The following is a 23268-nucleotide window of genomic DNA, read 5'->3' as shown; positions in this document are numbered from 1 at the left end:
GCCCTTATCCGATGTTCGACAGTTTCAGCAGATGGCGCAGGTCGTTGAGCAGATCCTTACCCTTCACCGTTGGGTCGTAGCGCAATACCAGGTTGCCGTGCGGGTCGATGATCCATAGTTGCGGCGCGGTTTTGTCCCCGTTGGCTTTGCTAAACGTGGTCAGGTCCATGGGATAGCGCTGAAGTTGCGGATACTCGCGGGTCAGCTTGGCGTCGTAATCACTGCTTAGCGGTTGCGCGGCGGCCAGTGCGTGGCTGGCGCGGGACGCATCGCGACCGAGGCCGATCTGAATCTGCCGCGCCAGATACACCAGTTGCTGGCAGTCCACCGAACACTCCTTGGGCGCCGTGACCAGGATCTGCCAGCGGTCTTCCTGCGCCTGCACGCCGAGGTCGGCGCGGGTCTGGCCGTTGCCGATCAGTTCGCCGTGATAACTGCGGCCCTCCGGCACCCAGAACTGCCATTTGTACATGCCGGTGGCGAGGATCATCGGACCGATCACCCCAAGCAGGATCAGCAGCAACTGCAAGCGCCCTTTACGCCGACTCGCGGGCGTTTTCGCCTCAGACATGCTGGGTGGATTCATGGCCGCTCCCATGGTGTTTCTCCTTTGCGTTGTGCCAGCCGAGATAGAGATAGAGGCCGAGCAGGGCGATCGACATGGCAAACCACTGCACGGCATAAGCCAGGTGTTTTTCCGGTCCCATGGCGACTACTGGCCAATCGGCCTGGTAGGAGGCGGGGCCGGCTTCTTCGCGTAATTCGTAGGGAAAACCTTCACGATCGAGCGCTGTCCAGAGCTTGGCCGGCTCGACCGCGGTGATCAGTTGTGGCCAGGTCGTGGTGCTCGGGTCGGCGTGCAATTGGAAGGTGGCGCCGGGGGAGACGTAGACCCAGGCATCGAGACTCAACGCCTCTTTGGGTGTAGTGAATTGCGGCGGGGTGCGCCGATCCGGCCACGGCAGCCAGCCGCGATTGACCAGCAGCCAGAGCCCGGTCGCTTGATCCTGAAACGGTTGCAGCAGCTCGACGCCGACCTTGCCGTCACGCTGGCGGTTATCCAGCAATAAGCTGTGCGCGGCATCGAACTGGCCGTGCAAGCGAACGCGGCGGAAGGCGGGATCCTCGGTGTGTTGCAGCTCAATGCTGGCCATCGGTTCAGCCGCCCGACGCTCGGTGTAGCTTTGCAGTAGCGCGCTTTTCTCCGCGCCCCGGCCCAGTTGCCAGAACCCGAGTGACACCAGCATGGGCAGCAACAACGCGACCACCACGGTCGGCACGATGCCCGGCCGAAAGCGCTTCATGGCGTCGCCAGAAAGTCGGTCGTTGCGATAGCTATACTCAAGTGCATCGCCTTTCCCCCGGAGTCTCACCATGCTCAAAGCAGCCATCGTCCTGATGCTGATTGCCACGGTTGTCAGCCTGTTCAGCGGCCTGTTTTTTTTGGTCAAGGACGACAGCAGCTCGAACCGCCTCGTCATTGCCTTGAGTGTTCGTGTTGCCCTGGCCGCCATCACCGTCGGCTTGATCGCCTGGGGTTTTTTCAGCGGCCAGCTGGTCTCTACTGCGCCTTGGTAAAGCCTCAGAGCACGTAGACGAAAACGAACAGACCGATCCACACCACGTCCACGAAGTGCCAGTACCAACTCGCCGCCTCGAAGCCGAACTGATGATCGTTGTCGAAATGCCCGCGCATGATCCGCATCAACATTACAAACAAGATGATGGTGCCGATGGTCACGTGAGCGCCGTGGAAACCGGTGAGCATGAAGAACGTCGCGCCGTAGATGCCCGAACCCAGCGTCAGGCCCAGTTCGTGGTAGGCGTGCATGTACTCTTCGGCCTGAAAGCCGAGGAACCCGCAACCCAGCAGCACGGTGATCGCCAGCCAGATTTTCAGCGCGCCGCGATGGCCCTTTTTCAAGGCGTGGTGGGCGATGGTCACGGTGACGCTGGAGCTCACCAGCAACACGGTGTTGAGCAGCGGCAAGCCCCAAGGGCTGATGACTTCCTTGGGTGGCGGGAAGAGTTTTGGGTCAGGGGTGTGCAGCAATGGCCACGCAAACTGGAAGTTCGGCCAGAGCATGTGCGCGATGCCTTTGACCCCTTCACCACCGAGCGCCGGGCCGGAAACGTTTCGCACATAAAACAGCGCGCCGAAGAAGGCGATGAAGAACATCACCTCCGAGAAAATGAACCAGCTCATGCCCCAGCGGAACGAGCGATCCATCTGTGCGCTGTACAACCCTCCGCGACTTTCCTTGATCACGGTTCCGAACCAACCGAACAGCATGTAGGCCAGCAGAAGGCTGCCAACGAAAAAGATCAACGGGCCGTGGGATTCCGGCCGCGTCGCTTTCAGATCGTTGAACCAGGTGGCCAGGCCGAACACGGTGGTGAGCATGCCGACCGTGGCAATGATCGGCCATTTGCTCTGTGCCGGAACGTAATAATGTTCATGAGTTGCCATTTATTGTTCTCCTTATCGGGCACGCTCAGCCGCCAGTATTTACAGCCACCGGTGGATGTCGGGCGGTGATATCGAACAGCGTGTAGGACAGCGTCAGGTGCTTCACATCCTTGGGCATGTCACGGTCAACGATGAAACGTACCGGCATCTCGATCCGTTGACCGGGCTGCAGCACTTGCTGGGTAAAACAGAAACATTCGGTCTTGTGGAAGTAGGCCGCTGCATGGCTGGGCGCGATGCTCGGAACCGCCTGGGCGCTCATCGGGCGATCGGTCGGGTTATGGGCGATGAAAATCATCTCGTTCACCGCGCCCGGGTTGGCCGTCAGTTCGTCGCTCTTGGGGTAGAAATCCCAGGACATGTCGGCGGAGTTGGTCGACAAAAACTGCACGCGAACCTGCCGCGAGGTGTCGACCGTTTGCTCGCCCTCGTACTGCCCGGCCGTCTTGCCATTGATGCCGAACGCCTTGCACATCACGTCGTAGATCGGCACCAGGGCAAACCCGAAGACAAACATCGCCACCACCACCATCAGTAGGCGCGTGACCAGCTTCTTCAACGAAATCGAATCAGCCATGGTGGTGGGCCTCAAGGGCTACAGCGTTCATTTCACTTCCGGAGGAGTCGTGAAGGTGTGATACGGCGCCGGTGATGGAATGCTCCATTCCAGGCCTTCGGCCCCATCCCAAGGTTTGGCCGGTGCTGGCGGGCCGCCGCGGATGGTTTTGATCACGATGAACAGGAAGAAGAGCTGCGTGGCGCCGAACATGAACGCGCCGATCGATGACACCATGTTGAAGTCAGCGAATTGCAGGTTGTAGTCCGGAATTCGCCGCGGCATGCCCGCCAGCCCCACGAAGTGCATCGGGAAGAACGCCATGTTCATGCCGATGAACGAGAGCCAGAAGTGCAGCTTGCCAAGGGTTTCGTCGTACATGTGGCCGGTCCATTTCGGCATCCAGTAGTAAGCCGAAGCGAAAATCCCGAAGATCGCCCCCGGCACCAGTACGTAGTGGAAGTGCGCGACTACGAAGTAGGTGTCCTGGTACTGGAAGTCCGCTGGGGCAATGGCCAGCATCAACCCTGAGAAACCGCCGATGGAGAACAGGATCACGAACGCCACCGCGAACAGCATCGGCGTCTCGAAGCTCAGCGAGCCTTGCCACATGGTGCTGGCCCAGTTGAACACCTTGACCCCGGTGGGCACCGCAATCAGCAACGTGGCGTACATGAAGAACAACTCGCCCACCAGCGGAATGCCGACCACGAACATGTGGTGCGCCCAGACGATGAACGACAGGAACGCAATGCTCGCTGTGGCGTAGACCATCGAGGTGTAGCCGAAAAGCGGCTTGCGCGAGAAGGTCGGAATGATCGAGCTGACGGCACCGAAGGCCGGCAGGATCATGATGTACACCTCGGGGTGACCGAAGAACCAGAACACGTGCTGGAACAACACCGGGTCACCGCCACCGGCGGCACTGAAGAAGCTGGTGTTGAAGTGAATATCCATCAGCATCATCGTCACGCACCCGGCCAGGACCGGCATCACCGCGATCAACAGGAACGCGGTGATCAGCCAGGTCCAGACGAACAGCGGCATTTTCATCAACGTCATGCCGGGCGCGCGCAGGTTGAGGATGGTGGCGATCACGTTGATCGCGCCCATGATCGAACTGATCCCCATCAAGTGGATGGCGAAAATGAAGAACGTCACGCTTTCCGGCGCGTAGGTCGTCGACAGCGGGGCGTAGAACGTCCAGCCGAAGTTCGGCCCGCCGCCGGGGGTGAACAGGGTCGACACCAGCAGAATGAACGCCGCCGGCAACAGCCAGAAGCTGAAGTTGTTCATCCGTGGCAGGGCCATGTCCGGCGCGCCGATCATCAACGGGATCATCCAGTTGGCGAGGCCGACGAAGGCCGGCATCACCGCACCGAAGACCATCACCAGGCCGTGCATGGTGGTCATCTGGTTGAAGAACGCCGGTTCGACGATTTGCAGTCCCGGCTGGAACAGCTCGGCGCGAATCACCATCGCGAACGAGCCGCCGAGCAAGAACATGGAGAACGCGAACCACAGGTACAGCGTGCCGATGTCCTTGTGGTTGGTGGTCAGCACCCAGCGCATCAGGCCTTTGGCGGGACCGTGGGCGTGGTCGGTGCCGGTATGAACATGGTCATCGATTACAGCAGTCATGTCCTGTCTCCTGCAAACAGATGGGCTGGGCAGGCCGGGGCGCGATGCCCCGACCGGTTCCTTACGTACGCAATAGACCGGGTCATTTGCTTTCCGCCTGTTTCAGCTCCAGCACTTCTTTAGGCGTGACCATGTCGCCCTTGTTGTTGCCCCAGGCGTTACGTTCGTAGGTCACGACCGCTGCGATATCGACTTCCGAGAGCTGCTTGCCGAACGCCGCCATGGCGGTGCCGGGCTTGCCGTGGAAGACAATGCTCAGGTGACCTTCTTTCGGTCCGGTGGCGATTTTCGAGCCTTTGAGCGCCGGGAACATCGGCGGCAAGCCCTGACCTTCGGCCTGGTGACAGGCGACGCAGGTGGTGTGATAGATCTTGTCGCCGCGCTCTTTGAGCTCGTCGAGGGTCCATTCCTTGCTGGTCAGCTCTTTAAGCTGCATGGCCTCGGCCTTGCGCTCGCCCAGCCATTTTTCGTAATCGGCCTTTTCCTTGACCTCGACCACGATGGGCATGAAGCCGTGGTCCTTGCCGCACAACTCGGCGCACTGGCCACGGTAGATGCCGGGTTTGTCGATCCGGGTCCAGGCTTCGTTGACGAACCCCGGAATCGCATCACGCTTGACCGCAAAGGCCGGCACCCACCAGGAATGGATGACGTCGGCGGAAGTCACCAGGAAGCGCACCTTGGCGCCGATCGGCAGCACCAAAGGCTTATCGACCTCAAGCAAGTAGTGCTCGCTCTTGGCTTCCTTGTTGTGGATCTGATCAGCAGGGGTGGTCAGGTTGCTGAAGAACTCAACGTCCTGGCCCAGGTATTTGTAGTGCCACTTCCATTGATAGCCGGTGACCTGAATATCAATATCCGGCTCACTGGCGTCGTACATCTTGATCAGGGTTGCGGTTGCGGGAACCGCCATGGCCACCAGGATCAGGAAGGGCACGATGGTCCAGAGAATTTCGACGGTGGTGCTTTCATGAAATTTTGCGGCCACCTGCCCGGTCGAGCGGCGGTGGAGAATCATCGACCAGAACATGGCGCCGAAGACGATGATGCCGATCACTACACAGATCCAGAAAATGGTCATGTGCAGGTCAAATACTGCGTGACTGATTTCAGTCGCTCCCGGCGCCATATTCACAGTCCAGGCCGCTTGTGCCTGACTGAAAATCGACCACAACAGGAGGCCCATCCAGACGTGTGGATGTCGCATCATTGCGGGTTCCCCTTATCGTTCTTGTTATCCCGCCGGCTTTCACCTGCGGCAGGGAGCGGCTTTCTCAGACTACGAACTTGAATCGCCGGGCCTTGCTACGTGTGCAGTCGGGCGTCATCAGCTAACTCCATTCCCACCCGAGTATAGACAGCGACTGCCACCTCGCAATGTGATGGCGTAAATGATCTGAAACAGCTGGGACTTGCGTTCTGGGTCACGAATGGAGAAGGATGCAGACGAGTGGTGGTAAATCGAGATAACTTTGATGTCTCAAGGATGAAATAATTATGACAAATGCGTCTTAGCATTTTTCGTATGCCAGCGAAGTTATGTCTTCCCTATTTCATTGCCTTTGTTTCCTGGAGTTTTCATGAACACCGCCGCATTGCGCGAGCAGATCCAAAAAGCCCAGCAACACGAGGCCGAGACCGGCCTGCTGACTCGTCAACTGGAAACCCAACTGCCGCATCTGCATGCCGCCATCCAATTGCCGGATGTAGACGCCAAGGGCGTGATGACCCGTTTTGTGGCCGCTTATATAGAGCAAGTGCCGGACCTGTTGGACGCAGCCAATGATGTCGCACGGGAAGCGGGCATCGAATCGCAGATCAAACCGGTGCTGAAAATCGCCGAGCAGTTCTTCCTCCAGCCGCCGGCCATCATGACCGGGCATATCGGCCTGGACAGCCTGCTGGACGAAGCTTATCTGGCGCATCGGTTGGTTGAAGAGGTTAACGACCTGTACATCAAGCATTTTGGCCAGCCACTGATCCCCTTGGACACGACTGTTGCCAACCTGATTGCCCACCATTTGATCGGTGAGGAGTTTGCCAATCAATTGGATGAGGCGGTGCATCACGCCGTTGACGAGATGCTTAATGAAGAGAGTTTCGCGCTGGAATCGGTAGAAGCCTACCGCGAGAAACTCAACAGCCCGGACACCGGCGCTGCATGGAAGCGCTGGCCGTGCCTGTCGCGCCAGCTGGGCGTAGGCCTGAAGCTGGATCAGCCGGCGGCTTAAACGACACATACCCTGTAGGAGCGAGCGGTGCGGCGATCCGACTTGCCCGCGAAGGCGTCCTTCAAGTACGCCAAAAGCTTCGCGAGCAAGCTTCGCTCCTACAGGGTATCTATCCGGCAGAACCGACGCCGACGGTGGTCCGCAAACGCCCTTCCAACCTACGCTTCAACCCCCGCGCTTCAATCAACAGCTTCGAACCCTTCGCCGCATTGGCCCGACCCCATTCCTCCAGCAACTCCAGGCACGAGTGATCGATGTAGCTCAAGTTATTGAGCGGCACATGCACCGTCGAGCCCGGTGGAATAGTCCGCAGCACTTGAGTCAGCGCCGGGACTTTGAGGAAAGTAGCTGCACCTATCAATCGCAGTTCCATCTCGCCGTCCTTGGGCAGGTCGATCAGGCTGATTTTCAGCCGCGAAGCCTTCCAGGCCAGTTTGGCCAAGGTCAGACCGAAGCCGATCAGCACGCCGGTCAGCAGGTCGGTGAAGATGATTGCCAGAGCGGTCGCCGCGTAAGTAAACATCGGCATCCGGCCATAACGGCCGAGGCCGCGAAAGGCCTTGAGGTCGACCAGTTTGAAACCTGTGTAAACCAGCACACCCGCCAGGCTCGCCACCGGAATGCTTTGCAGCACGCTGGACAGCAGCAACACGAAAGCCAGCAGCCATAGACCATGGAACACCGCCGACAGTCGCGTGGTGGCGCCGGCCTGGACGTTGGCCGAACTGCGTACGATCACGCCGGTCATCGGCAGCGCGCCGAGTAAACCGCAGAGCATGTTGCCGACGCCCTGAGCTGACAGTTCGCGATCGAAGTCCGAACGCTCGCCGCTGTGCATGCGGTCCACCGCAGCGGCCGAGAGCAGGGTTTCGGCGCTGGCGATAAACGCCACGGCAAACGCCGCAATCAGCAAGGTCGGGTCAGCCAGATTGAGCAAGTCGGCGGGTTTCAGCCAGTCGATGGCTTCCGCCAGGTTGGCCGGGACCTCCACTCGCTTGACTTGCAAGGCGAGTACCAGGCTGGCGACAGTCGCCAGACCCACGCCAAGGAGTGCGCCGGGAATGAAACGCAGGGAATGAGGGCGGAATTTCTCCCACAGCCACATCACTGCAATCGTCGACAGCCCGAGCAAACCGGCTTGCCAGCCAAAGGAGGGCAAGGCCTGGACGACCGCCGCCGGGAAGGCTGCCAGATTATCCAGCCCCGAGGGCTTGGGCACGGCGTCGAGCATCACATGCACCTGTGACAACACGATCAACACGCCAATCCCGGCAAGCATTCCGTACACAACCGCAGGCGCCGTGACCCGAAACCAGCAACCCAGTTTCAAGCGTCCGGCCACCAATTGCAGAAAACCGGCCAGCAGCAGGATTGGCCCGAGCATGGCGATACCATGCTGGCGCACCAGTTCGAACACCAGAACAGCCAAACCGGCCGCCGGGCCGCTGACTTGCAGTGGCGAACCGGCAATCCAGCCCACCACCAAGCCACCGATGATCCCGGTGATCAAACCTTTGGACGGCGGCAGCCCCGAGGCGATGGCGATGCCCATGCACAAGGGCAGGGCGACGAGAAACACAACCACGGACGCCAGCAGCTCCCGTGGCAGTACAGCTTTGAGTTGAGCAGCACGCATGGTGACTCTCCCGAAGTTTTCTTCAGGCGTGGCGAAGCCAGGCTGCTTGATCAGCAGCCTCGGCTAAACCACACAATGATTTAGGAAGATTTAGAAGCGCGCTTTGGGCGTCGCCACCGGAATCGGATGGCTGCCATCGAGCGGCAGGAAACACCCCTTGTCCGCGTCGTAAGCTTTGATTTCGCTGGTTTCGATGTTGTAGATCCAACCATGTATAAACAGCTGACCATTGGCCATGCGCGAGGCGACCGACGGGTGCGTGCGCAAATGCTGCAGCTGGGCGATCACATTCTCCTCGGTGAGGACGTGCATGCTTTCGTTTTCGTCAGCGCAATGGCAGTTTTCCTGGACCATGGTTTTTGCCACTTCGGCATGACGCAACCAGGCTTTGACCGTCGGCATTTTTTCCAGGCTTTGCGGGTTGAGCACTGCGCGCATCGCGCCACAGTCGGAGTGCCCGCAGATGATGATGTGTTGCACGCCGAGGGCCAATACTGCGTATTCGATCGCCGTGGAAACACCGCCGTTCATTTGCCCATAAGGCGGCACTACGTTGCCGACGTTACGGGTCACGAACAAATCGCCGGGGGCGCTTTGGGTGATCAGCTCAGGAACGATGCGCGAATCGGCGCAGGCGATGAACATCGCTCTGGGGCTCTGGGCCGTGGCAAGTTTTTTGAAGAGTTCTTCCTGCTGTGGAAAAACCTCGTGATGAAAATGCAAAAAGCCGTCAACGATATGCTTCAGCGCTGCATCGGCGGTTTCCGCCTCGGGTTGGGCTGAAGCCGACGCAGCCAACGGCTGTTTATCCTTGTCACTCATGATTCATCCTCTTTGGCGGAGTCAGGGAATTTTCCCGTTTTGTCCGGTGTAAAGCCAGTGGCTGTTTAAAAAACATCCAGGTCGAAAATCTCGACCCGTCAGTCACTCGATGAATAAGGTAGCCGTTGAAACTTAACTCAAACTGAATAAAAGGCTCTAGGCCGTGTGTTCCAGGTCACAAAAAACGTGACCGGCCCAAGACCAGATGCGTTTCCCTCTACTCAACCATAGGCCAATTGTCCTTAAATCAACGACATCTGGCGACCCGGCGGACAGAAGGCATCGCAGTCCAGATTGAAACCTTCGCGACGATTGAGCCCCAGGCGTTTGATTGTTTTGGCAAATCGTTGCGCCAACAGGTCAGCAAACGGCCCTTCACCGCGCATTCGTGCGCCAAACCGACTGTCGTAGAGCTCACCGCCACGGCTTTGACGAATCAGGCTCAACACATGAGCGGCACGCTGAGGGTAGTGAGCGGCGAGCCATTCTTCGAACAGCGGCGCAACTTCCAGCGGCAGGCGCAGCATCATGTAGGCCGCACTTTGTGCTCCAGCGGCATGAGCCTCGGTGAGCAGGCTTTCGAGTTCGCTGTCGTTGATCATCGGAATCATCGGCGAGCACAGGACTCCCACCGGAATTCCCGCTTCACGCATCACGCGGATCGCCCGTAAACGGGCCTTGGGTGCAGCGGCGCGCGGTTCGAGGATGCGTTTGAGCTCATCGTCCAGGGTAGTGAGGCTGATCATCACCGCCACCAGCCTTTGCTTGGCGAGTTCGACCAGCAGATCCAGATCCCGAAGAATCAGCGAGCCCTTGGTAATGATGGTCACGGGATGGCGATAGCGCAGCAGCACTTCGAGGGTTTTGCGGGTGATTTTGTGTTCGCGTTCGATCGGCTGATAAGGGTCCGTGTTGGAGCCCAGATTGATCGGCGCGCATTGATAGCCGCGCTTGGACAGCTGTTCTTCCAGCACATCGGCGGCGTTGGTCTTGGCGATCAGTTTGGTTTCGAAATCCAGCCCTGGCGACATGTCCCAATAAGCGTGGCTGGGCCGCGCGTAGCAATAGATGCAGCCGTGCTCGCAGCCGCGATAGGGATTGATCGAGCGATCGAAGGGCAAGTCTGGCGAGGTGTTACGAGTGATGATGGTTTTCGCCGTTTCGATGCGCACCTCGGTGCCTTGGGTGATCGGCGCTTCCTGATACCAGCCATCATCCTCGGCCACCGAGCGATTCGGCGCGAAGCGGTTGTGCGGGTTGGTGGCGGTACCGCGACCGCGAGGTGGCAGAGGCGTGTTCATCGACGGGCTTCCGTTAGCTGTATGTGCATACAGTATCTGAGTAACTGATGATAGGCCAGTGCCGTTCGGCAGCTTGATGTTTGCTCTTTAGTTAATTCATTTAAGAACGAAGTTGTTATCTGGATCTTCGGTTTAGTCATCATGAGAAACATATAGCGAGTAGCGTTTTTAGATGACCTGTCAGTACCATTCATGCCACACGAAGTTGTCGTGTTATCAATAATTAAAAGGATTTAGTTAATGTCGTTTTTCAATCAGCGCGGTATTTTTTTGCAACTATTGGCTCCGAGAATTACCAACCCGCGGGAAGCGCAAGTGTCGATGCAGCTTGCTCGTAAAGAGTCGACGTGGGACGCGGTTAATCAGGTGGAAACCGATGCACTGGTCGACTCGGTCTATGTAACGGCTGTCTCCAGCGATGGAGGCCGTTCCTTCAGTATCGGCACGATCAGCAGTGACGTAGATGGTGATCGTGATATCGACGGTGATGACAAGACCAAATTACTGGCCCTGGCCACGGCTTATTCCAGCATCGTAAACCCGTAAGCGTTGCTAATTAAACCTGACTGAAACTCCAGGCAGGTTTAATATCAGCTGTTCTTTTAGGGGGGCTTGGTTAGTTGTCCAAGTTCGTCGCTTGATGTAATTGTCATGTCACTGCAACACGAAGCAATGGTAGCAGGCTAAGTATCAAGATGAACCGCTTCAGCTAAAAGCCTCGGTTTTGCGACGAAAGCGATTGGCTGATTCACGATTCTTTGACAGACGGCTCACAGGTCTTTGACCGTTCAGGGCTGAAGCTGGGTGTCATCTTCCTGCCTCTTCCTGAACGGGCCCCCCGAGCATGTCTCTACCGCGTTGTATCCCAGCGATTTGCCTGTCACTGGCCGCACTTTTGAACCTCACGCTGGCCGTCGCCGACGACAGTGCTTTGCCCCGTCCTGCGGAATGGGCTCAATCGGTCGAGGTGCAATACAACCTCTTCCGAATGTCCCCGACGCTCTATCGCAGTGCATTGCCCGACCGAGGCGCGGTGCCGTTACTGGAAAAACTCAAGGTCGGGACGGTGATCACTTTTCTGCCCGAGTCGGATTCAAGCTGGTTGTCGACGCCAGGTATCGCACAGATACAGCTGCCCTATCGCACCAACCATGTGGATGACGCGGATGTACTAAAGGCCCTTCGTGCGATCCAGACTGCCGAAGCCGTGGGACCGGTGCTGATGCACTGCAAACATGGTTCGGACCGCACTGGCCTGATAGCGGCCATGTACCGGGTCGTGGTGCAAGGCTGGAGCAAGGAAGACGCCCTGAGCGAAATGACCCAGGGTGGTTTTGGTGACAGCACTCATTTCAAGGACGGTGTCCGTTACATGATGCAGGCTGATGTCGACAAGCTTCGCACCGCGCTGGCCAACGGCGATTGCAGCACGAGTCCGTTCGCCAGTTGTTCGATGAAGAGTTGGTTCAAATCGGCCCACGTCGAGTAAACCTCTGCGTCAGCAGGCAACGGCCTCTGACGAAAGCGCGAAAAGATCTTCGGCGATCGGCCGTTCAAGAAACTCTGCGAGGGCGGTCAGCAAGGAGCGCGAATCGCCCGGAGAAGAAAACACCTCGCGAAAGGCTCGCCCTGTTTGCGCATTGAAGACCCAGTCTTTGCGGAATCGCTTGAAAGCTTCGGTAGCCAGCACGCCTGACCACGTGTAGGCGTAAACGGAGGCTGCGTAACCGGTCACCATGTAGTCAAAGCTGTTTGCGAACCGGCAGTAGGACGGCCATTGCAAGTGATCAGCACCGCTTCGCGGGACTCATCAAAACTCCGGGCAATCGGGCTTTGCGCCAGACGTTGGTACGCTCGGAACAGCGTTTGATTGCTCATCTTTTCAGTCTTGTACTGCGCCACGGCATCGACCCAAGTCATCCCAGGTCGGAAATTCGGATGGGTGTCGGGCATGGCGTCTTCCTTGAGTAGAGGCTGGTTTCGGTCAGCCTATAAAGGAAGCGCAGGGCAAAGGTGGTAGATAGATACCACCTTCCAATCTATTCGGGAGTGGAAGGTGGGTTGACTCAGTGTTGCTCGTCAGGCTTTTTCTTCAGCTTCGGGTTCGGGAAAAACTGCACGGCCTGAACCTTGGCGTCCGGCACCTTCAGCGCCGAGGTGTTGACCCGCGTGCCCAATTCCTTGGGCACAGACAGGCCTTGTTCATTCAGCGTGTCCGAATAACCGCAGGCCACGCACTCGCGGTGGGGGACTTCGTCTTCGTTCCACATCATCAATTTGTCCGGCTCGCTGCACGCCGGGCAGACCGCCCCGGCGATAAAGCGTTTTTTCGTCTTCACAGGCCCCTCACTCATGCTGCCGCGACCTCACTCAGGCCGCTATGGCGCAAGAGTGCGTCAATCGACGGCGGGCGTCCCCGGAAGTCGACGAACAGCACCATCGGCTCCTGGGAACCACCGCGCGCCAGGATCGCTTCACGGAATGCGCGCCCCGTGTCTGCATTGAGGACGCCGTCTTCTTCGAACTTCGAGAAGGCATCGGCCGACAGCACTTCAGCCCATTTGTAGCTGTAGTAACCCGCCGCGTAACCGCCGGCGAAGATGTGGGCGAAGCTGTTAGGGAAACGGTTGTAGGCCGGTGGATGCATGACCGAGACCTCGTCACGCACTCCTTCGAGTACTTGCAGCACGCTGCGACCGTCGCCGTGAGTTGCATGCAATTCGAAGTCGAACAACGAGAATTCCAATTGGCGAACCATCATCAGGCCGGACTGGAAGTTCTTCGCCGCGAGCATTTTGCCCAGAAGGTCCTGAGGCAGCGGTTCGCCGGTTTCGTAGTGACCGGAGATCAGCGCCAGACCTTCCGGCTCCCAGCACCAGTTTTCCATGAACTGGCTTGGCAACTCGACCGCGTCCCAGGCCACGCCGTTGATGCCGGACACGCCGGCGTGTTCGACGCGGGTCAGCAGGTGATGCAGGCCATGACCGAATTCGTGGAACAGGGTGGTGACTTCGTCGTGGGTCAGCAGGGCTGGCTTGCCGCTGTCGGCCGGGGTGAAGTTGCACACCAGGTTCGCCACCGGGCTCTGCAGTACGCCTTCAGCCGTGCGGCGATGGTCGCGGGCGCCGTCCATCCAGGCACCGCCGCGCTTGTTGGCGCGGGCGTAGAGGTCGAAGAAGAAGCGACCGACGTGCTGGCCGTTTTCCTTGATTTCGAACAGGCGAACATCCGGGTGCCAAGTGTCGAAGCCTTTCTGCTCGGCGATTTCGATGCCGTACAGACGCTGGACGATAGCGAACAGACCGCCCAGCACTTTGTCGATCGGGAAGTAAGCGCGAAGGGCTTCCTGGGCGACGCTGTAGCGCTGCTCGCGAAGTTTTTCACCGTAAAAACCGCTGTCCCAGCTTTGCAGGTCCGGGCAGCCTTGTTCGGCGGCGTAAGCCTTGAGCTGTTCCAGGTCCTGCGCAGCGAACGGCTTGCTGCGCTTGGCCAGATCCCGTAGGAAACTGAGCACTTGATCGCTGGATTCAGCCATTTTGGTCGCCAGACTCAATTCCGAGAAGCTGGCGAAACCGAGTAACCTGGCCAGTTCCTGACGCAGGTCGAGGATTTCTTCCATGACCGGGCCGTTATCGTTCTGACCGGCATTCGGGCCTTGGTCCGACGCACGGGTGCAGTAGGCGGCGTAAACTTCTTCGCGCAGGCCACGGTCGTGAGCGTAAGTCATCACCGCGTAGTAGCTCGGGAATTCCAGGGTGATCAGCCAGCCATCGAGGTCTTTGGCTTGGGCGGCGGCGGCCATTTGCGCCTTGGCCGAATCGGTCAGGCCAGCGAGGGCGGCTTCTTCGGTGACGTGCTTGGTCCAGGCCTGAGTGGCGTCGAGCAATTGGTTGGAGAAGCGGCTGCCCAGCTCCGACAATTTGCTCTGCACTTCGGCGTAACGCTTCTGTTCGACTTCCGGCAGGTCGATACCCGACAGACGGAAGTCGCGCAGGGAGTGTTCCAGGATAGTTTTCTGCGCCACGTCGAAACCGGCAGCCTCGGGACTGTTGGACAGTGCTTCGAACGCTTCAAACAGTTCGCGGTTCTGCCCCAGTTCGGTGGAATAGGCGCTCAAGGCTGGCAGGCAGGATTCGTAGGCTTCGCGCAGTTCGGCGCTGTTGCACACGGCATTCAGGTGGCTGACCGGGCTCCAGGCCGCGCCCAGTCGATCATTCAGTTCGTCCATCGCCAGCACCAGACTGGCCCAGGTTGGTTGTTTGCCCTGGGTTTTGAGGATCTCGATAATGGCGGCGCGGTTGTCAGCCAGGATCTGTTCGATGGCCGGTTGCACGTGTTCGGCACGGATCGCCGAGAACGGCGGCAGGTCGTAGGACTGCAAAAGAGGGTTGTTCACGCTCACGGTTGGCACCTTGGCTGGAAGAAACATGCATGAAGAAACATAGCCCCATCATAATTACAATCGACGGCAACCGCAGCTATCAGCAAAAGAGAGAGAGCCTATCGTGACCCTTCGCAAGTATCAGAACCACACGCCGCTGCTCGGCAAAGGCGCCTTTGTCGACGGTTCGGCGGTGGTGATCGGCGACGTCGAAATCGGCGAAGACAGCTCGGTCTGGCCGCTGACGGTGATTCGTGGCGACATGCACCACATTCGTGTTGGCGCGCGCACCAGCGTGCAGGACGGTTGTGTGCTGCACATCACCCATGCCGGGCCGTTCAATCCCGATGGCTTTGCGTTGCTGATTGGCGACGATGTGACCATTGCTCATAAGGTCATGCTCCACGGCTGCACCGTGGGCAATCGGATTCTGATCGGCATGGGCAGCATCGTCATGGACGGTGCGGTGGTCGACGACGATGTGATCATTGGCGCTGGCAGCCTGGTGCCGCCTGGAAAACGACTGGAAAGCGGCTTCCTTTACGTGGGCAGCCCGGTGAAGCAGATCCGGCCGCTGACTGACAAGGAAAAAGCCTTTTTCACCTACAGCGCGGCGAATTACGTGAAGCTCAAGAATTTGCATCTGGCCGAAGGCTACGACCAGCTCTGACCCTGCGCCCTTATTCAGGATTCAACATGCATTACCAAACCGTATTGTTTGACCTCGATGGCACCCTGACCGACCCGCGCGAGGGCATCACTCGGTCGATCCAGTTCGCCCTGAGCAAACTGGGCATCGATGAGCCCGACCTGACCAAGCTCGAACACTTTATCGGCCCGCCGTTGTTGCAGGCGTTCATGCAGTTCTACGACTTCGACGAATCCAAGGCCTGGGAGGCGGTGAACTTCTATCGCGAACGCTTCAAAGTCACTGGCCTGTACGAGAATCGCGTATTCGACGGCGTCACACCGCTGCTGGAAACGCTCAGCGGGCAAGGGCGACAGCTGTATATCGCCACGTCCAAGCCGTGGGTTTTCGCGCGGGAAATTGCCCGACACTTTGACTTCGCCAAGCACTTCAACGTGATCTACGGCAGCGAACTGGACGGGACTCGTACCAACAAAGTCGAGTTGATCGCCCACTTGATGGCCGAAGAAGGTCTGGACCCGGCCAACACCCTGATGATCGGCGACCGTAAGCACGATTTGATCGGTGCGCGCAGCAACGGGCTGGATGCGGCGGCGGTGGGTTACGGTTTTGGCAGTCGGGAAGAGTTGAGCGCTGAAGCACCGGCCTATCACTTCGAGACGCTGGAAGAGATGCATCAGGCGTTTTTGCAGCGCTGATCAAATCCATTCGCGGGCAAGTCGGATCGTCGCACCGCTCGCTCCTACAGAGACCGCGTAAATTCTGTAGGAGCGAGCGGTGCGGCGATCCGACTTGCCCGCGAAGGCGCCCGCCCAGACACATCCTGAGCAACTGTTCTCACCCCAGTCCCTTCTTATCGTCCTAGCCTGAAGACAAAGGCCACGATCAAGGAGGATCATCTTTGCCGGAGTTAGAACATGCTCATCGATTGCGCACTGGACGATATTCGGCGTCTGGACAGATTTACCTATTGACGGCCGTGGTTTTGAATCGAGAACCGTTATTTCGCGACTTAAAGAATGGTCGATTGGTGGTAGACGCCTTTAGAACGGCTGAGCGAGAAGGGTTTGCAACGTCGTTAGCCTGGGTCGTTATGCCTGATCATTTTCATTGGCTGATCGAGTTGCAGAACACTCAACTGCCCAAGTTGATGGCGCGGACCAAATCACGCATTGCGGTGACGCTCAATCGCTCGATTGGACGTCAAGGTCCAGTTTGGCAGCACGGTTATCACGACCGCGCCCTGCGCAAAGAGGAGGATTTAGAGGCAGTTGCTCGATACATCGTCGCCAATCCGTTGCGAACAGGTTTGGTTGAGCGGGTAGGGGATTACCCGTTGTGGGATGCGATTTGGTTGTGACATTGGAGACGCCTTCGCGGGCAAGCCTCGCTCCTACGGGTGATCCGACGATGTAATGAACCCTCGTAGGAGCGAGGCTTGCCCGCGAAGAGGCCCGTCCTGTCACCGCAAGTCTACGATCCAGCCAATGCCTTCAGCGCCGGCTTGCGCTCATCAACCGGCAACGCGCCGAGCTTCTCGACTGCCGCATAAAACCTCACCCAATCCCCTCCCACCTGTCTGAACAACGCCGAAAACGCCGGCACCCATTGGTCATACAGCCCAAATGGCAACAGCCGGGCATTGTTCATCGGCGCATTGATCCACGCGTCATAGCGTTTGTCCCCGGCCCACTGGCTATCGCGTAACTGCCGGTATTCACCCCGCAATCGCTCGAACTCTGCGGCTTTGCGCTGGCGCATCTGGTCGGCGGCCAGGGGCAGGGTGTACTGCCGTTCAAGTCGCGCGCGGGTAGCCAGAACCAATTGAATGAACTGGTCCCGTTGCTGCACCTGCGCGCCGCTGTCTGGCGCCAGGCCGCGGAATGCACGCCATTGGCGGGTGCCTTCCTGTTCGACGAAGGTGGCGAAAGACTCGTTGAATTCGGTGTCGTCCTTCACATAAAAGCGTTGATGCGCCAGTTCATGGAAGATCAGCGTGGCCAATCGTTCGTCGCCCCAGCTCATCATCGAACTGATGATCGGATCGTTGAACCAGCCGAGCGTCGAATAAGCCTCGACGCCGCCGATCGACACGTCCATACCTTGCAGTCGTTGCAATGCCGCCTCACCGCGGGCCGCGCTCTGACTGTAATAACCGCGATAGGCCACGCAACCGGCGATCGGGAAGCAATGGCTCTGTGGCGTCAGAGAAAATTCCGACGTGGCGAAGACATTCCAGACTACGAACGGCCGGCCAATGTCGGCGTACAAACGGTAACTCTGGTTATCCGGCAGATGCAGGTGTTGGCTGGCAAATGTGCGGGCCTTTTGTGATTGAGTCAGGTGCGCACGCAATAGCTGATCGCGAGCGGGATCGGCAATCACTGTGGAAACCGGCTCCCGTGCCCGCAGCAATTGCAGCTGACCACTGGCCAATTGGCCGTAATAGCTGACGCCGGCGCAACCGTTGAACAACAAAAACAACACACCCGGAAACAAAATGCGTAAAACGCGATCAAGTAACCAAAGGCTTGGAAGCGGCCTGATCAAAATGAATCATCCCTGGAGAGTCTGCCCGCAAGACTATCCCGCCTGACTGGAGCTCCGCTATGCGCACGTTGATGCTGACAGGAAGCCTGCTGATGCTGGCAGGTTGTGCTGGATTCGGATTACCCCCCCATGATCCGGCTCAAGCGTGGATCGACCTGGATTCGAAGCAGGAAGACACCGCGCTGCAAGCGCTGGAAGTCGATGACAAGGCTTCCACCGACAAGCGCTATTTCGAGGTTCAGCCGGGTAGCCATGAGCTGACGGTTCGTTACCAATTCCCGGTCGCGCCAACCAACATCGGACCCGACGCCGAGCCGCTATGGCGCGACTGCCAGTTGAACGTGAAATTCAAGGACTTCAACGCTGGCGAGAGGTATCAACTGAAGGCGGGGAATATCGGTTTTCGGCCGTGGGCAAAGCTCTATGATCAGCAGCAAAAAGTGATCGGCCATGGTGTACCGGCAGGCTGCCAACGCACCTGATCAGCGTTATTCAAAAGGACTAGTCCTTGAGAAAATCATCATGCGCAGGTTAATGCTGTTACTTGCTGCAAGCATCGTTGCGGGCTGTCAGAGCCCGTTGCCAGCGGTTAATCCGCAGATGGCCCGGGTCGAGTTTTCGACGCCATTCCCCAACGATAAATTGCTGATGGCCGAACGCCTGGACAAGCAGCGATTGCGCGACGGGCGTTTTTTCCAGGTCACGCCTGGCAGCCATGAGTTGATCGTCAGATTCGACTTTGAAGTGCCCGGTGGTGGGGGCAACGGCATGATGAGCGCCCCCTCGGAACGCTTGTGCTACCTGACCATCAACTACGATCATTTTGAAGCCGGCCAGCGTTATGTGCTGGAAGGCCGTTCGATAGCGTTCACCCCCGGTGCCCGGCTGTTCAACGCCAAGGGTGAAATCGTCGCTGAAGACCGAGAGTCCTATTGCCTCATGTGAGGTGAATCAGCGGTCGTTCTTCTGGTAGATGATTTTCTTGGTGCCGCTTTCGCACGAACCAACGACCATGTTCTGATCGTGCACTTCGTCGTTGGTGACGATCTCCAGGGTATAGGACGAGACGTTATTGGCCTGGATCTTGGCTTCAATCTCGGCCTTGAGTTCTTCACAGGATTTCGGTGCCGCCAGGGCCGATGTGGCCAACGCGCAACAGATAACCGCCAAGGCAAAACGTTTCATGGTTGAAGCTCCTTTGAGGCAGCGCGCACGATAATGCGTTTTAGCTGCTGTCATTTATTCGACCACAATCTCGCCAGCCAGGTTTTGTTTCAGGGCAAAAAAAGAACGCAGCCCACCGAGGCTGCGATCTTTTATCGGGGAGCGCGACAACCCGCTATCAGCTGACCAACGTTGCATCCAGACTGATTTTCGCATTCAGCACTTTGGAAACCGGGCAGCCCTCTTTGGCCTTGTTGCTCAGCTCCTCGAACTGCGCTTGTGTCGCCCCGGGGATTTTCGCCTTGAGGATCAATTTCACCGCCGTGATCGCAAAACCGCCGTCCACCTGGTCCAGGGTGACTTCGGCATTGGTGTCGATGCTGTCAGCCTTGAGACCGGCATCGCCGAGAATCATCGAAAACGCCATGGAGAAGCAGCCCGCGTGCGCCGCGCCGATCAGCTCTTCCGGATTGGTGCCCTTGCCGCCCTCGAAACGTGCCTTGAAGCCGTAGGGTGCTTCTCTGAGTACACCGGTTTCCGTGGAAATCGAGCCGATGCCGGTTTTCAGGTCACCTTCCCAATGAGCCGATGCTTTCTTCGTAATAGCCATGTCTGCCTCCTCAAGATCCGGCGCGAAGCGTCGCGCCTTCGTGGTTTTCGGTTGCTAGGGTTCTGAGGATAGACGGTGGTGTAAAGTTCACCTGATCTCATAAGTCCTACCGTTTTCGTAGGAAATTTTGCTTTGGCTATTGAAACTCGGGTATATGCCCTCATTGCATGAAACACGCTTATAGATTCGGCAGGTTTTCGTTTGTAAGAAAAAACCTGCGTCCTCAATTGGAGAAGCAGGCTTATGAAACAACTGTCCGATATCAAGTTCTCGACCCTTGATCTGGTGCCTGTGCGGGAGAACGGCAGCGCGGCCCAGTCGCTGCGCAATTCCCTGGACCTGGCGCAGCACGTCGAGAAGCTCGGCTACAACCGTTTCTGGGTTGCCGAACACCACAACATGGACGGCATTGCCAGTTCGGCGACCTCGGTATTACTTGGCTACCTGGCCGGCGGCACTTCGACTATTCGTGTCGGTTCCGGTGGCGTGATGTTGCCCAACCACGCGCCACTGGTGATCGCCGAGCAGTTCGGTACGCTCGAAAGTCTGTACCCGGGCCGGATCGACCTGGGCCTGGGTCGTGCTCCCGGTTCCGATCAGATGACCGCCCGCGCCTTGCGTCGTGAACGCTCCGGCAGCGCCGACGAATTCCCGCAAGACGTGGCGGAACTGATGCGCTACCTCGGTCCGCGCACCCCGGACCAGCGGATCATCGCAATGCCGGGCACCGGCACCCATGTCCCGGTCTGGCTGCTGGGCTCCAGCCTGTTCAGTGCACAACTGGCTGGCGAGCGCGGTTTGCCTTACGCCTTTGCCTCACATTTCGCACCGCGCTTAATGCATGAGGCCGTTCGCGTCTACCGCAATCACTTCAAGCCTTCAGCGGTATTGGATAAACCCTACGTGATGCTCGGTGTACCGTTGGTGGCTGCTGACACCGACGAGCATGCAGATTATCTGGCGACTTCGGTCTACCAGCGCATCCTGGCGTTGATGCGTGGCCAGAGCCTGGTGCAACGTCCGCCGGTAAAAACCATGGACGGCCTGTGGCTGCCTCATGAGAAAGAGGCGGTCGGCGATTTCCTTGGCCTAGCGATGGTTGGCAGCCCGCAGAAAATCCGCGCCAAACTGGAAGTGCTGATCGAACAGACCCAGGCGGACGAGCTGATTTTCACCTGCGACCTGTACGAGCAAGCCGATCGTGTGCACTCCTATGAACTGCTGGCGCAGGTCATGAAGGGCTGACACTCAAATAGCGAGCACAAAAAGCCGACGCCATTGCGTCGGCTTTTTCATTTTCGAGGGAGGTCAGCCCTGCTTGTAGACGATTTGCTTGGTGCCTTTTTCACAGGTGCCGACGACTTTCCCGTCAGCAGCAGTGCCTTTATCAACGATTTCCAATGAATAATTGGAAATACCTTTGGCATCCAGCTTCGCGGCGATATCGGCTTTCAGCTCTTCGCATGGCTTGCCCTGAGCCAGGGCTGTTCCTGCAAGACTCAACAAACCTACCGCCAAAATAAAATTCTTCATCGGTCGCATTCCCTGGTCGGATCAATAGGGGCATCCAGCGATCAGCCGGATGTACTGATGTAGCGCTTTGTCATTCCCTATGGCGCTCGGCCAGCGCGCAATTTCCGAAGATTAGCTCAAACTCAGCTAGTGGCAATCCGGAACCCGACTTTGAGCGTCACCTGGAAGTGTGCAGCCTTGCCGTCCTTGATGTGCCCGCGGGTTTCGGTTACTTCAAACCATTCCAGGTGCTTGATGCTTTTATTGGCTTCGGCCAGAGCGTTGTTGATGGCGTCTTCAATGCTGCTGGTGGACGAGCCAACCAGTTCGACTTTCTTGTAGGTGTGATGATCAGTCATGGCGTTCTCCTCAGGGTGTGAAATACAGCCTAGCAGTGATTTTTCGTATTACTTCTGTCGGCCCATCTGACGCAGAGGTTCATATTTACTGCACTTTCTCGAACCCCGGAAGTCCCAACCAACACACGCAACTCAATCAATGCAGGAGAGCCACCATGGCCAACACCTCTTTACGTAAAGCCTCATTGCAAAGCATGGAAGCCGAAATCGAGAGTCTGCTGAAATCTTTGGAAAGTTTGAAAGACGACGCATCGGACGAGTCGCGTAAAACCCTTAAAGCGCTGAAAAGCAACGCCGAGAACGCGCTGAAGCATTCGCGCCATCTGCTCAGCGATGCGTATGAAGAAGTCAAAGTCAAAACTCGTGAAACCGGGATTGCCACGCGGGACTACGCCCAGGAACACCCTTGGACTACAGCAGGTGTCGCCGTCGGTGCATTGGGTCTGCTCGCGGCTTATCTATTGTGCAAACGCGGTGACTAATCCGTCTGGCGCAGCTCGTTTTTGAGCCACTGCGCCAGTTGCCGAGCGCGCCCATCCGCGGCGCGTTTGGGTAGCCACAACGCCAGTTGCGCCGGGGTTTCACTGAAGCCCCAAGGCGCAACCAGGCGACCGGCCTTCAAGTCTTCGGCCACCAGCGGTTCAGGGGCAATCGCCACACCCAACCCGGCCACTGCGGCCTCCAGCAAATAATACAAATGCTCGAAACCCTGACCGTACTTCAACGCCTTTGCGTCGAGGCCTATTTGCTGCGCCCAGCTAGGCCAGGCCTGTGGGCGTGAGGTGGTGTGCAGTAATGACTCGTTCATTAGCGCTGTGGGCGGTGCATCTTGCAGTCGTTCGTGGCCTGCGAATCTCGGGCTCATGACCGGGCCGATGCGTTCGCTCGCCAACTCATACACTTGCATATCCGCTGGCCACGGTGGCTCGGCAAACACCAGCAAGGCGTCCAGTCCCGGACGCCGTGGATCGAGATCACCCTCGCCAGCCGACAGGTGCAAGCGCAGGTCCGGCAGGTCGGTATTCAATCGCCCCAACCTGGGAATAAACCAACGTGCCAACAAGCTGCCCGAGCAACCCAGTACGAACGGCGCATCGGCAGTGCTTTGGGTCAACTCCGCACAAACAATCCGCAAGCGCTCGAACGCCTCACCGCTGGCATCGCGCAAACGAACGCCAGAATCTGTGAGTTTCAGGCCGCGTCCATCCTTGATGAATAGGCTCACGCCGAGGTGTTCTTCCAATATCTTGAGCTGCCGGCTGACCGCGCCATGGGTGACGTGCAGCTGTTCGGCGGCCTTGCTGACGCTGTTCAAGCGGGCAGTCGCTTCGAAGGCCCGAAGGGCGTTTAGCGGAGGAAGGTCATGGCTCATTGGATTTGTGAGTT

Annotated in this window: 30 protein-coding genes; 11 read left to right on the top strand and 19 right to left on the bottom strand. The window is 58.0% G+C overall.

Annotated elements, in window-relative coordinates; translation table 11 throughout:
- Positions 1-4: 4 nt before the first annotated feature.
- The gene (locus ACYZT0_RS25125; RefSeq protein ID WP_462043466.1) at positions 5-598 is read right to left on the bottom strand and encodes a hypothetical protein; all 594 of its coding nucleotides are present in this window, start codon (positions 596-598) and stop codon (positions 5-7) included.
- On the bottom strand, positions 564-1304 hold the full coding sequence (locus ACYZT0_RS25120; RefSeq protein ID WP_462043465.1) for an SURF1 family protein: 741 nt from the start codon (positions 1302-1304) through the stop codon (positions 564-566). The genes ACYZT0_RS25125 and ACYZT0_RS25120 overlap by 35 nt, the downstream gene beginning before the upstream one ends.
- Positions 1305-1374: 70 nt before the next feature.
- Here ACYZT0_RS25120 and ACYZT0_RS25115 point away from each other — a divergent pair, with 70 nt between their 5' ends.
- Positions 1375-1578 carry a twin transmembrane helix small protein gene (locus tag ACYZT0_RS25115; protein WP_094469789.1) on the top strand — a complete coding sequence of 68 codons (204 nt, stop codon included), beginning with the start codon at positions 1375-1377 and terminating at the stop codon, positions 1576-1578.
- Between the two features lie 4 nt (positions 1579-1582).
- Here the strand turns inward: ACYZT0_RS25115 and ACYZT0_RS25110 are convergent, their stop codons facing one another.
- The 4 genes from ACYZT0_RS25110 to coxB form a co-directional block, all read right to left on the bottom strand.
- A complete protein-coding gene (locus ACYZT0_RS25110) occupies positions 1583-2470 on the bottom strand; it encodes a cytochrome c oxidase subunit 3 (protein WP_462043464.1) in 888 nt (295 codons plus the stop codon).
- A 25-nt stretch (positions 2471-2495) separates the two neighbouring features.
- The gene (locus ACYZT0_RS25105) at positions 2496-3047 is read right to left on the bottom strand and encodes a cytochrome c oxidase assembly protein (RefSeq protein WP_462043463.1); all 552 of its coding nucleotides are present in this window, start codon (positions 3045-3047) and stop codon (positions 2496-2498) included.
- Positions 3048-3074: 27 nt separating this feature from the next.
- Positions 3075-4667: a cytochrome c oxidase subunit I gene (gene ctaD / locus ACYZT0_RS25100; RefSeq protein WP_462043462.1), complete on the bottom strand. Its 1593-nt coding sequence runs from the start codon at positions 4665-4667 to the stop codon at positions 3075-3077.
- Between the two features lie 82 nt (positions 4668-4749).
- Complete coding sequence (coxB, locus tag ACYZT0_RS25095) at positions 4750-5877, bottom strand: cytochrome c oxidase subunit II (protein ID WP_462003434.1); 1128 nt, start codon at positions 5875-5877, stop codon at positions 4750-4752.
- 370 nt (positions 5878-6247) lie between these two features.
- On the opposite strand from coxB, the gene ACYZT0_RS25090 reads away from it, so the two are divergent.
- Positions 6248-6898: a hypothetical protein gene (locus ACYZT0_RS25090; RefSeq protein WP_462043461.1), complete on the top strand. Its 651-nt coding sequence runs from the start codon at positions 6248-6250 to the stop codon at positions 6896-6898.
- A 109-nt stretch (positions 6899-7007) separates the two neighbouring features.
- On the opposite strand, the gene ACYZT0_RS25085 is transcribed toward ACYZT0_RS25090, so the two are convergent.
- The 3 genes from ACYZT0_RS25085 to ACYZT0_RS25075 all read right to left on the bottom strand — a co-directional run bounded on the left by ACYZT0_RS25085 (position 7008) and on the right by ACYZT0_RS25075 (position 10657).
- Positions 7008-8534, bottom strand: coding sequence for a SulP family inorganic anion transporter (locus tag ACYZT0_RS25085; RefSeq protein ID WP_462043460.1), 1527 nt, complete (start codon positions 8532-8534; stop codon positions 7008-7010).
- A gap of 90 nt (positions 8535-8624) precedes the next feature.
- Complete coding sequence (locus ACYZT0_RS25080; protein WP_282383015.1) at positions 8625-9356, bottom strand: carbonic anhydrase; 732 nt, start codon at positions 9354-9356, stop codon at positions 8625-8627.
- 242 nt (positions 9357-9598) lie between these two features.
- Positions 9599-10657 (bottom strand): PA0069 family radical SAM protein, encoded by a 1059-nt coding sequence (locus tag ACYZT0_RS25075; RefSeq protein ID WP_462043459.1) that lies wholly within the window; start codon positions 10655-10657, stop codon positions 9599-9601.
- A gap of 240 nt (positions 10658-10897) precedes the next feature.
- Between ACYZT0_RS25075 and ACYZT0_RS25070 the strand changes: the two genes are divergently transcribed.
- On the top strand, positions 10898-11203 hold the full coding sequence (locus ACYZT0_RS25070; protein ID WP_462043458.1) for a hypothetical protein: 306 nt from the start codon (positions 10898-10900) through the stop codon (positions 11201-11203).
- Between the two features lie 298 nt (positions 11204-11501).
- Positions 11502-12146 (top strand): phosphatase domain-containing protein, encoded by a 645-nt coding sequence (locus tag ACYZT0_RS25065; protein ID WP_462043457.1) that lies wholly within the window; start codon positions 11502-11504, stop codon positions 12144-12146.
- Between the two features lie 9 nt (positions 12147-12155).
- Here ACYZT0_RS25065 and ACYZT0_RS25060 read toward each other — a convergent pair whose 3' ends face one another.
- The 4 genes from ACYZT0_RS25060 to prlC all read right to left on the bottom strand — a co-directional run bounded on the left by ACYZT0_RS25060 (position 12156) and on the right by prlC (position 15086).
- Entirely contained in the window at positions 12156-12347 is a 192-nt protein-coding gene (locus ACYZT0_RS25060; protein ID WP_462043456.1) for a hypothetical protein, read from the bottom strand.
- Positions 12348-12388: 41 nt separating this feature from the next.
- Complete coding sequence (locus ACYZT0_RS25055) at positions 12389-12610, bottom strand: hypothetical protein (protein ID WP_462043455.1); 222 nt, start codon at positions 12608-12610, stop codon at positions 12389-12391.
- A 113-nt stretch (positions 12611-12723) separates the two neighbouring features.
- Entirely contained in the window at positions 12724-13011 is a 288-nt protein-coding gene (locus ACYZT0_RS25050; protein WP_129439613.1) for a YheV family putative zinc ribbon protein, read from the bottom strand.
- The gene (gene prlC, locus ACYZT0_RS25045; protein WP_462043454.1) at positions 13008-15086 is read right to left on the bottom strand and encodes an oligopeptidase A; all 2079 of its coding nucleotides are present in this window, start codon (positions 15084-15086) and stop codon (positions 13008-13010) included. The genes ACYZT0_RS25050 and prlC overlap by 4 nt, the downstream gene beginning before the upstream one ends.
- A gap of 76 nt (positions 15087-15162) precedes the next feature.
- Between prlC and ACYZT0_RS25040 the strand changes: the two genes are divergently transcribed.
- From ACYZT0_RS25040 to ACYZT0_RS25030, 3 genes are all read left to right on the top strand, one after another.
- Complete coding sequence (locus ACYZT0_RS25040; protein WP_462043453.1) at positions 15163-15708, top strand: gamma carbonic anhydrase family protein; 546 nt, start codon at positions 15163-15165, stop codon at positions 15706-15708.
- A gap of 26 nt (positions 15709-15734) precedes the next feature.
- Positions 15735-16385 carry an HAD family hydrolase gene (locus ACYZT0_RS25035; protein WP_462043452.1) on the top strand — a complete coding sequence of 217 codons (651 nt, stop codon included), beginning with the start codon at positions 15735-15737 and terminating at the stop codon, positions 16383-16385.
- Between the two features lie 203 nt (positions 16386-16588).
- Positions 16589-17047, top strand: coding sequence for an REP-associated tyrosine transposase (locus tag ACYZT0_RS25030; protein ID WP_462043451.1), 459 nt, complete (start codon positions 16589-16591; stop codon positions 17045-17047).
- Positions 17048-17160: 113 nt separating this feature from the next.
- Here ACYZT0_RS25030 and ACYZT0_RS25025 read toward each other — a convergent pair whose 3' ends face one another.
- On the bottom strand, positions 17161-18237 hold the full coding sequence (locus ACYZT0_RS25025) for an aminopeptidase (RefSeq protein ID WP_462043450.1): 1077 nt from the start codon (positions 18235-18237) through the stop codon (positions 17161-17163).
- Positions 18238-18296: 59 nt separating this feature from the next.
- Between ACYZT0_RS25025 and ACYZT0_RS25020 the strand changes: the two genes are divergently transcribed.
- Both ACYZT0_RS25020 and ACYZT0_RS25015 read left to right on the top strand, forming a co-directional pair.
- The gene (locus ACYZT0_RS25020) at positions 18297-18719 is read left to right on the top strand and encodes a PA0061/PA0062 family lipoprotein (RefSeq protein WP_462043449.1); all 423 of its coding nucleotides are present in this window, start codon (positions 18297-18299) and stop codon (positions 18717-18719) included.
- A 40-nt stretch (positions 18720-18759) separates the two neighbouring features.
- Positions 18760-19182, top strand: a complete 423-nt coding sequence (locus tag ACYZT0_RS25015; protein ID WP_462043448.1) for a PA0061/PA0062 family lipoprotein — start codon at positions 18760-18762, stop codon at positions 19180-19182.
- A gap of 6 nt (positions 19183-19188) precedes the next feature.
- Here the strand turns inward: ACYZT0_RS25015 and ACYZT0_RS25010 are convergent, their stop codons facing one another.
- Together ACYZT0_RS25010 and ACYZT0_RS25005 are read right to left on the bottom strand one after the other, a co-directional pair.
- The gene (locus tag ACYZT0_RS25010) at positions 19189-19422 is read right to left on the bottom strand and encodes a DUF1161 domain-containing protein (RefSeq protein WP_449644384.1); all 234 of its coding nucleotides are present in this window, start codon (positions 19420-19422) and stop codon (positions 19189-19191) included.
- A 157-nt stretch (positions 19423-19579) separates the two neighbouring features.
- A complete protein-coding gene (locus ACYZT0_RS25005) occupies positions 19580-20011 on the bottom strand; it encodes an OsmC family protein (RefSeq protein WP_008152515.1) in 432 nt (143 codons plus the stop codon).
- Between the two features lie 243 nt (positions 20012-20254).
- Here ACYZT0_RS25005 and ACYZT0_RS25000 point away from each other — a divergent pair, with 243 nt between their 5' ends.
- Positions 20255-21256, top strand: coding sequence for an LLM class flavin-dependent oxidoreductase (locus ACYZT0_RS25000; protein ID WP_462043447.1), 1002 nt, complete (start codon positions 20255-20257; stop codon positions 21254-21256).
- A 63-nt stretch (positions 21257-21319) separates the two neighbouring features.
- Here the strand turns inward: ACYZT0_RS25000 and ACYZT0_RS24995 are convergent, their stop codons facing one another.
- Positions 21320-21544, bottom strand: coding sequence for a DUF1161 domain-containing protein (locus tag ACYZT0_RS24995; protein WP_462043446.1), 225 nt, complete (start codon positions 21542-21544; stop codon positions 21320-21322).
- A gap of 122 nt (positions 21545-21666) precedes the next feature.
- Positions 21667-21882 (bottom strand): dodecin, encoded by a 216-nt coding sequence (locus ACYZT0_RS24990; RefSeq protein ID WP_282383060.1) that lies wholly within the window; start codon positions 21880-21882, stop codon positions 21667-21669.
- Positions 21883-22037: 155 nt separating this feature from the next.
- On the opposite strand from ACYZT0_RS24990, the gene ACYZT0_RS24985 reads away from it, so the two are divergent.
- The gene (locus ACYZT0_RS24985; protein ID WP_090177306.1) at positions 22038-22364 is read left to right on the top strand and encodes an ElaB/YgaM/YqjD family protein; all 327 of its coding nucleotides are present in this window, start codon (positions 22038-22040) and stop codon (positions 22362-22364) included.
- On the opposite strand, the gene ACYZT0_RS24980 is transcribed toward ACYZT0_RS24985, so the two are convergent.
- Positions 22361-23254, bottom strand: a complete 894-nt coding sequence (locus tag ACYZT0_RS24980; RefSeq protein WP_462043445.1) for a LysR family transcriptional regulator — start codon at positions 23252-23254, stop codon at positions 22361-22363. The genes ACYZT0_RS24985 and ACYZT0_RS24980 overlap by 4 nt on opposite strands.
- Between the last annotated feature and the right edge of the window lie 14 nt (positions 23255-23268).

The sequence above is a fragment of the Pseudomonas sp. ZS1P83 genome (genome assembly GCF_054897825.1).
Note: the sequence above shows the minus strand (reverse complement) of the source record. Positions and strands in the feature narration are given on the sequence as shown.

What these genes read in the sequence shown, in the direction of transcription:
- ACYZT0_RS25125 (WP_462043466.1), bottom strand. Translation starts at nt 598, where the DNA reads ATGGGAGCGGCCATGAATCCACCCAGCATGTCTGAGGCGAAAACGCCC.
- ACYZT0_RS25120 (WP_462043465.1), bottom strand. Translation starts at nt 1,304, where the DNA reads ATGAAGCGCTTTCGGCCGGGCATCGTGCCGACCGTGGTGGTCGCGTTG.
- ACYZT0_RS25115 (WP_094469789.1), top strand. Translation starts at nt 1,375, where the DNA reads ATGCTCAAAGCAGCCATCGTCCTGATGCTGATTGCCACGGTTGTCAGC.
- ACYZT0_RS25110 (WP_462043464.1), bottom strand. Translation starts at nt 2,470, where the DNA reads ATGGCAACTCATGAACATTATTACGTTCCGGCACAGAGCAAATGGCCG.
- ACYZT0_RS25105 (WP_462043463.1), bottom strand. Translation starts at nt 3,047, where the DNA reads ATGGCTGATTCGATTTCGTTGAAGAAGCTGGTCACGCGCCTACTGATG.
- ctaD (WP_462043462.1), bottom strand. Translation starts at nt 4,667, where the DNA reads ATGACTGCTGTAATCGATGACCATGTTCATACCGGCACCGACCACGCC.
- coxB (WP_462003434.1), bottom strand. Translation starts at nt 5,877, where the DNA reads ATGATGCGACATCCACACGTCTGGATGGGCCTCCTGTTGTGGTCGATT.
- ACYZT0_RS25090 (WP_462043461.1), top strand. Translation starts at nt 6,248, where the DNA reads ATGAACACCGCCGCATTGCGCGAGCAGATCCAAAAAGCCCAGCAACAC.
- ACYZT0_RS25085 (WP_462043460.1), bottom strand. Translation starts at nt 8,534, where the DNA reads ATGCGTGCTGCTCAACTCAAAGCTGTACTGCCACGGGAGCTGCTGGCG.
- ACYZT0_RS25080 (WP_282383015.1), bottom strand. Translation starts at nt 9,356, where the DNA reads ATGAGTGACAAGGATAAACAGCCGTTGGCTGCGTCGGCTTCAGCCCAA.
- ACYZT0_RS25075 (WP_462043459.1), bottom strand. Translation starts at nt 10,657, where the DNA reads ATGAACACGCCTCTGCCACCTCGCGGTCGCGGTACCGCCACCAACCCG.
- ACYZT0_RS25070 (WP_462043458.1), top strand. Translation starts at nt 10,898, where the DNA reads ATGTCGTTTTTCAATCAGCGCGGTATTTTTTTGCAACTATTGGCTCCG.
- ACYZT0_RS25065 (WP_462043457.1), top strand. Translation starts at nt 11,502, where the DNA reads ATGTCTCTACCGCGTTGTATCCCAGCGATTTGCCTGTCACTGGCCGCA.
- ACYZT0_RS25055 (WP_462043455.1), bottom strand. Translation starts at nt 12,610, where the DNA reads ATGCCCGACACCCATCCGAATTTCCGACCTGGGATGACTTGGGTCGAT.
- ACYZT0_RS25050 (WP_129439613.1), bottom strand. Translation starts at nt 13,011, where the DNA reads ATGAGTGAGGGGCCTGTGAAGACGAAAAAACGCTTTATCGCCGGGGCG.
- prlC (WP_462043454.1), bottom strand. Translation starts at nt 15,086, where the DNA reads ATGTTTCTTCCAGCCAAGGTGCCAACCGTGAGCGTGAACAACCCTCTT.
- ACYZT0_RS25035 (WP_462043452.1), top strand. Translation starts at nt 15,735, where the DNA reads ATGCATTACCAAACCGTATTGTTTGACCTCGATGGCACCCTGACCGAC.
- ACYZT0_RS25020 (WP_462043449.1), top strand. Translation starts at nt 18,297, where the DNA reads ATGCGCACGTTGATGCTGACAGGAAGCCTGCTGATGCTGGCAGGTTGT.
- ACYZT0_RS25015 (WP_462043448.1), top strand. Translation starts at nt 18,760, where the DNA reads ATGCGCAGGTTAATGCTGTTACTTGCTGCAAGCATCGTTGCGGGCTGT.
- ACYZT0_RS25010 (WP_449644384.1), bottom strand. Translation starts at nt 19,422, where the DNA reads ATGAAACGTTTTGCCTTGGCGGTTATCTGTTGCGCGTTGGCCACATCG.
- ACYZT0_RS25005 (WP_008152515.1), bottom strand. Translation starts at nt 20,011, where the DNA reads ATGGCTATTACGAAGAAAGCATCGGCTCATTGGGAAGGTGACCTGAAA.
- ACYZT0_RS25000 (WP_462043447.1), top strand. Translation starts at nt 20,255, where the DNA reads ATGAAACAACTGTCCGATATCAAGTTCTCGACCCTTGATCTGGTGCCT.
- ACYZT0_RS24995 (WP_462043446.1), bottom strand. Translation starts at nt 21,544, where the DNA reads ATGAAGAATTTTATTTTGGCGGTAGGTTTGTTGAGTCTTGCAGGAACA.
- ACYZT0_RS24990 (WP_282383060.1), bottom strand. Translation starts at nt 21,882, where the DNA reads ATGACTGATCATCACACCTACAAGAAAGTCGAACTGGTTGGCTCGTCC.
- ACYZT0_RS24985 (WP_090177306.1), top strand. Translation starts at nt 22,038, where the DNA reads ATGGCCAACACCTCTTTACGTAAAGCCTCATTGCAAAGCATGGAAGCC.
- ACYZT0_RS24980 (WP_462043445.1), bottom strand. Translation starts at nt 23,254, where the DNA reads ATGAGCCATGACCTTCCTCCGCTAAACGCCCTTCGGGCCTTCGAAGCG.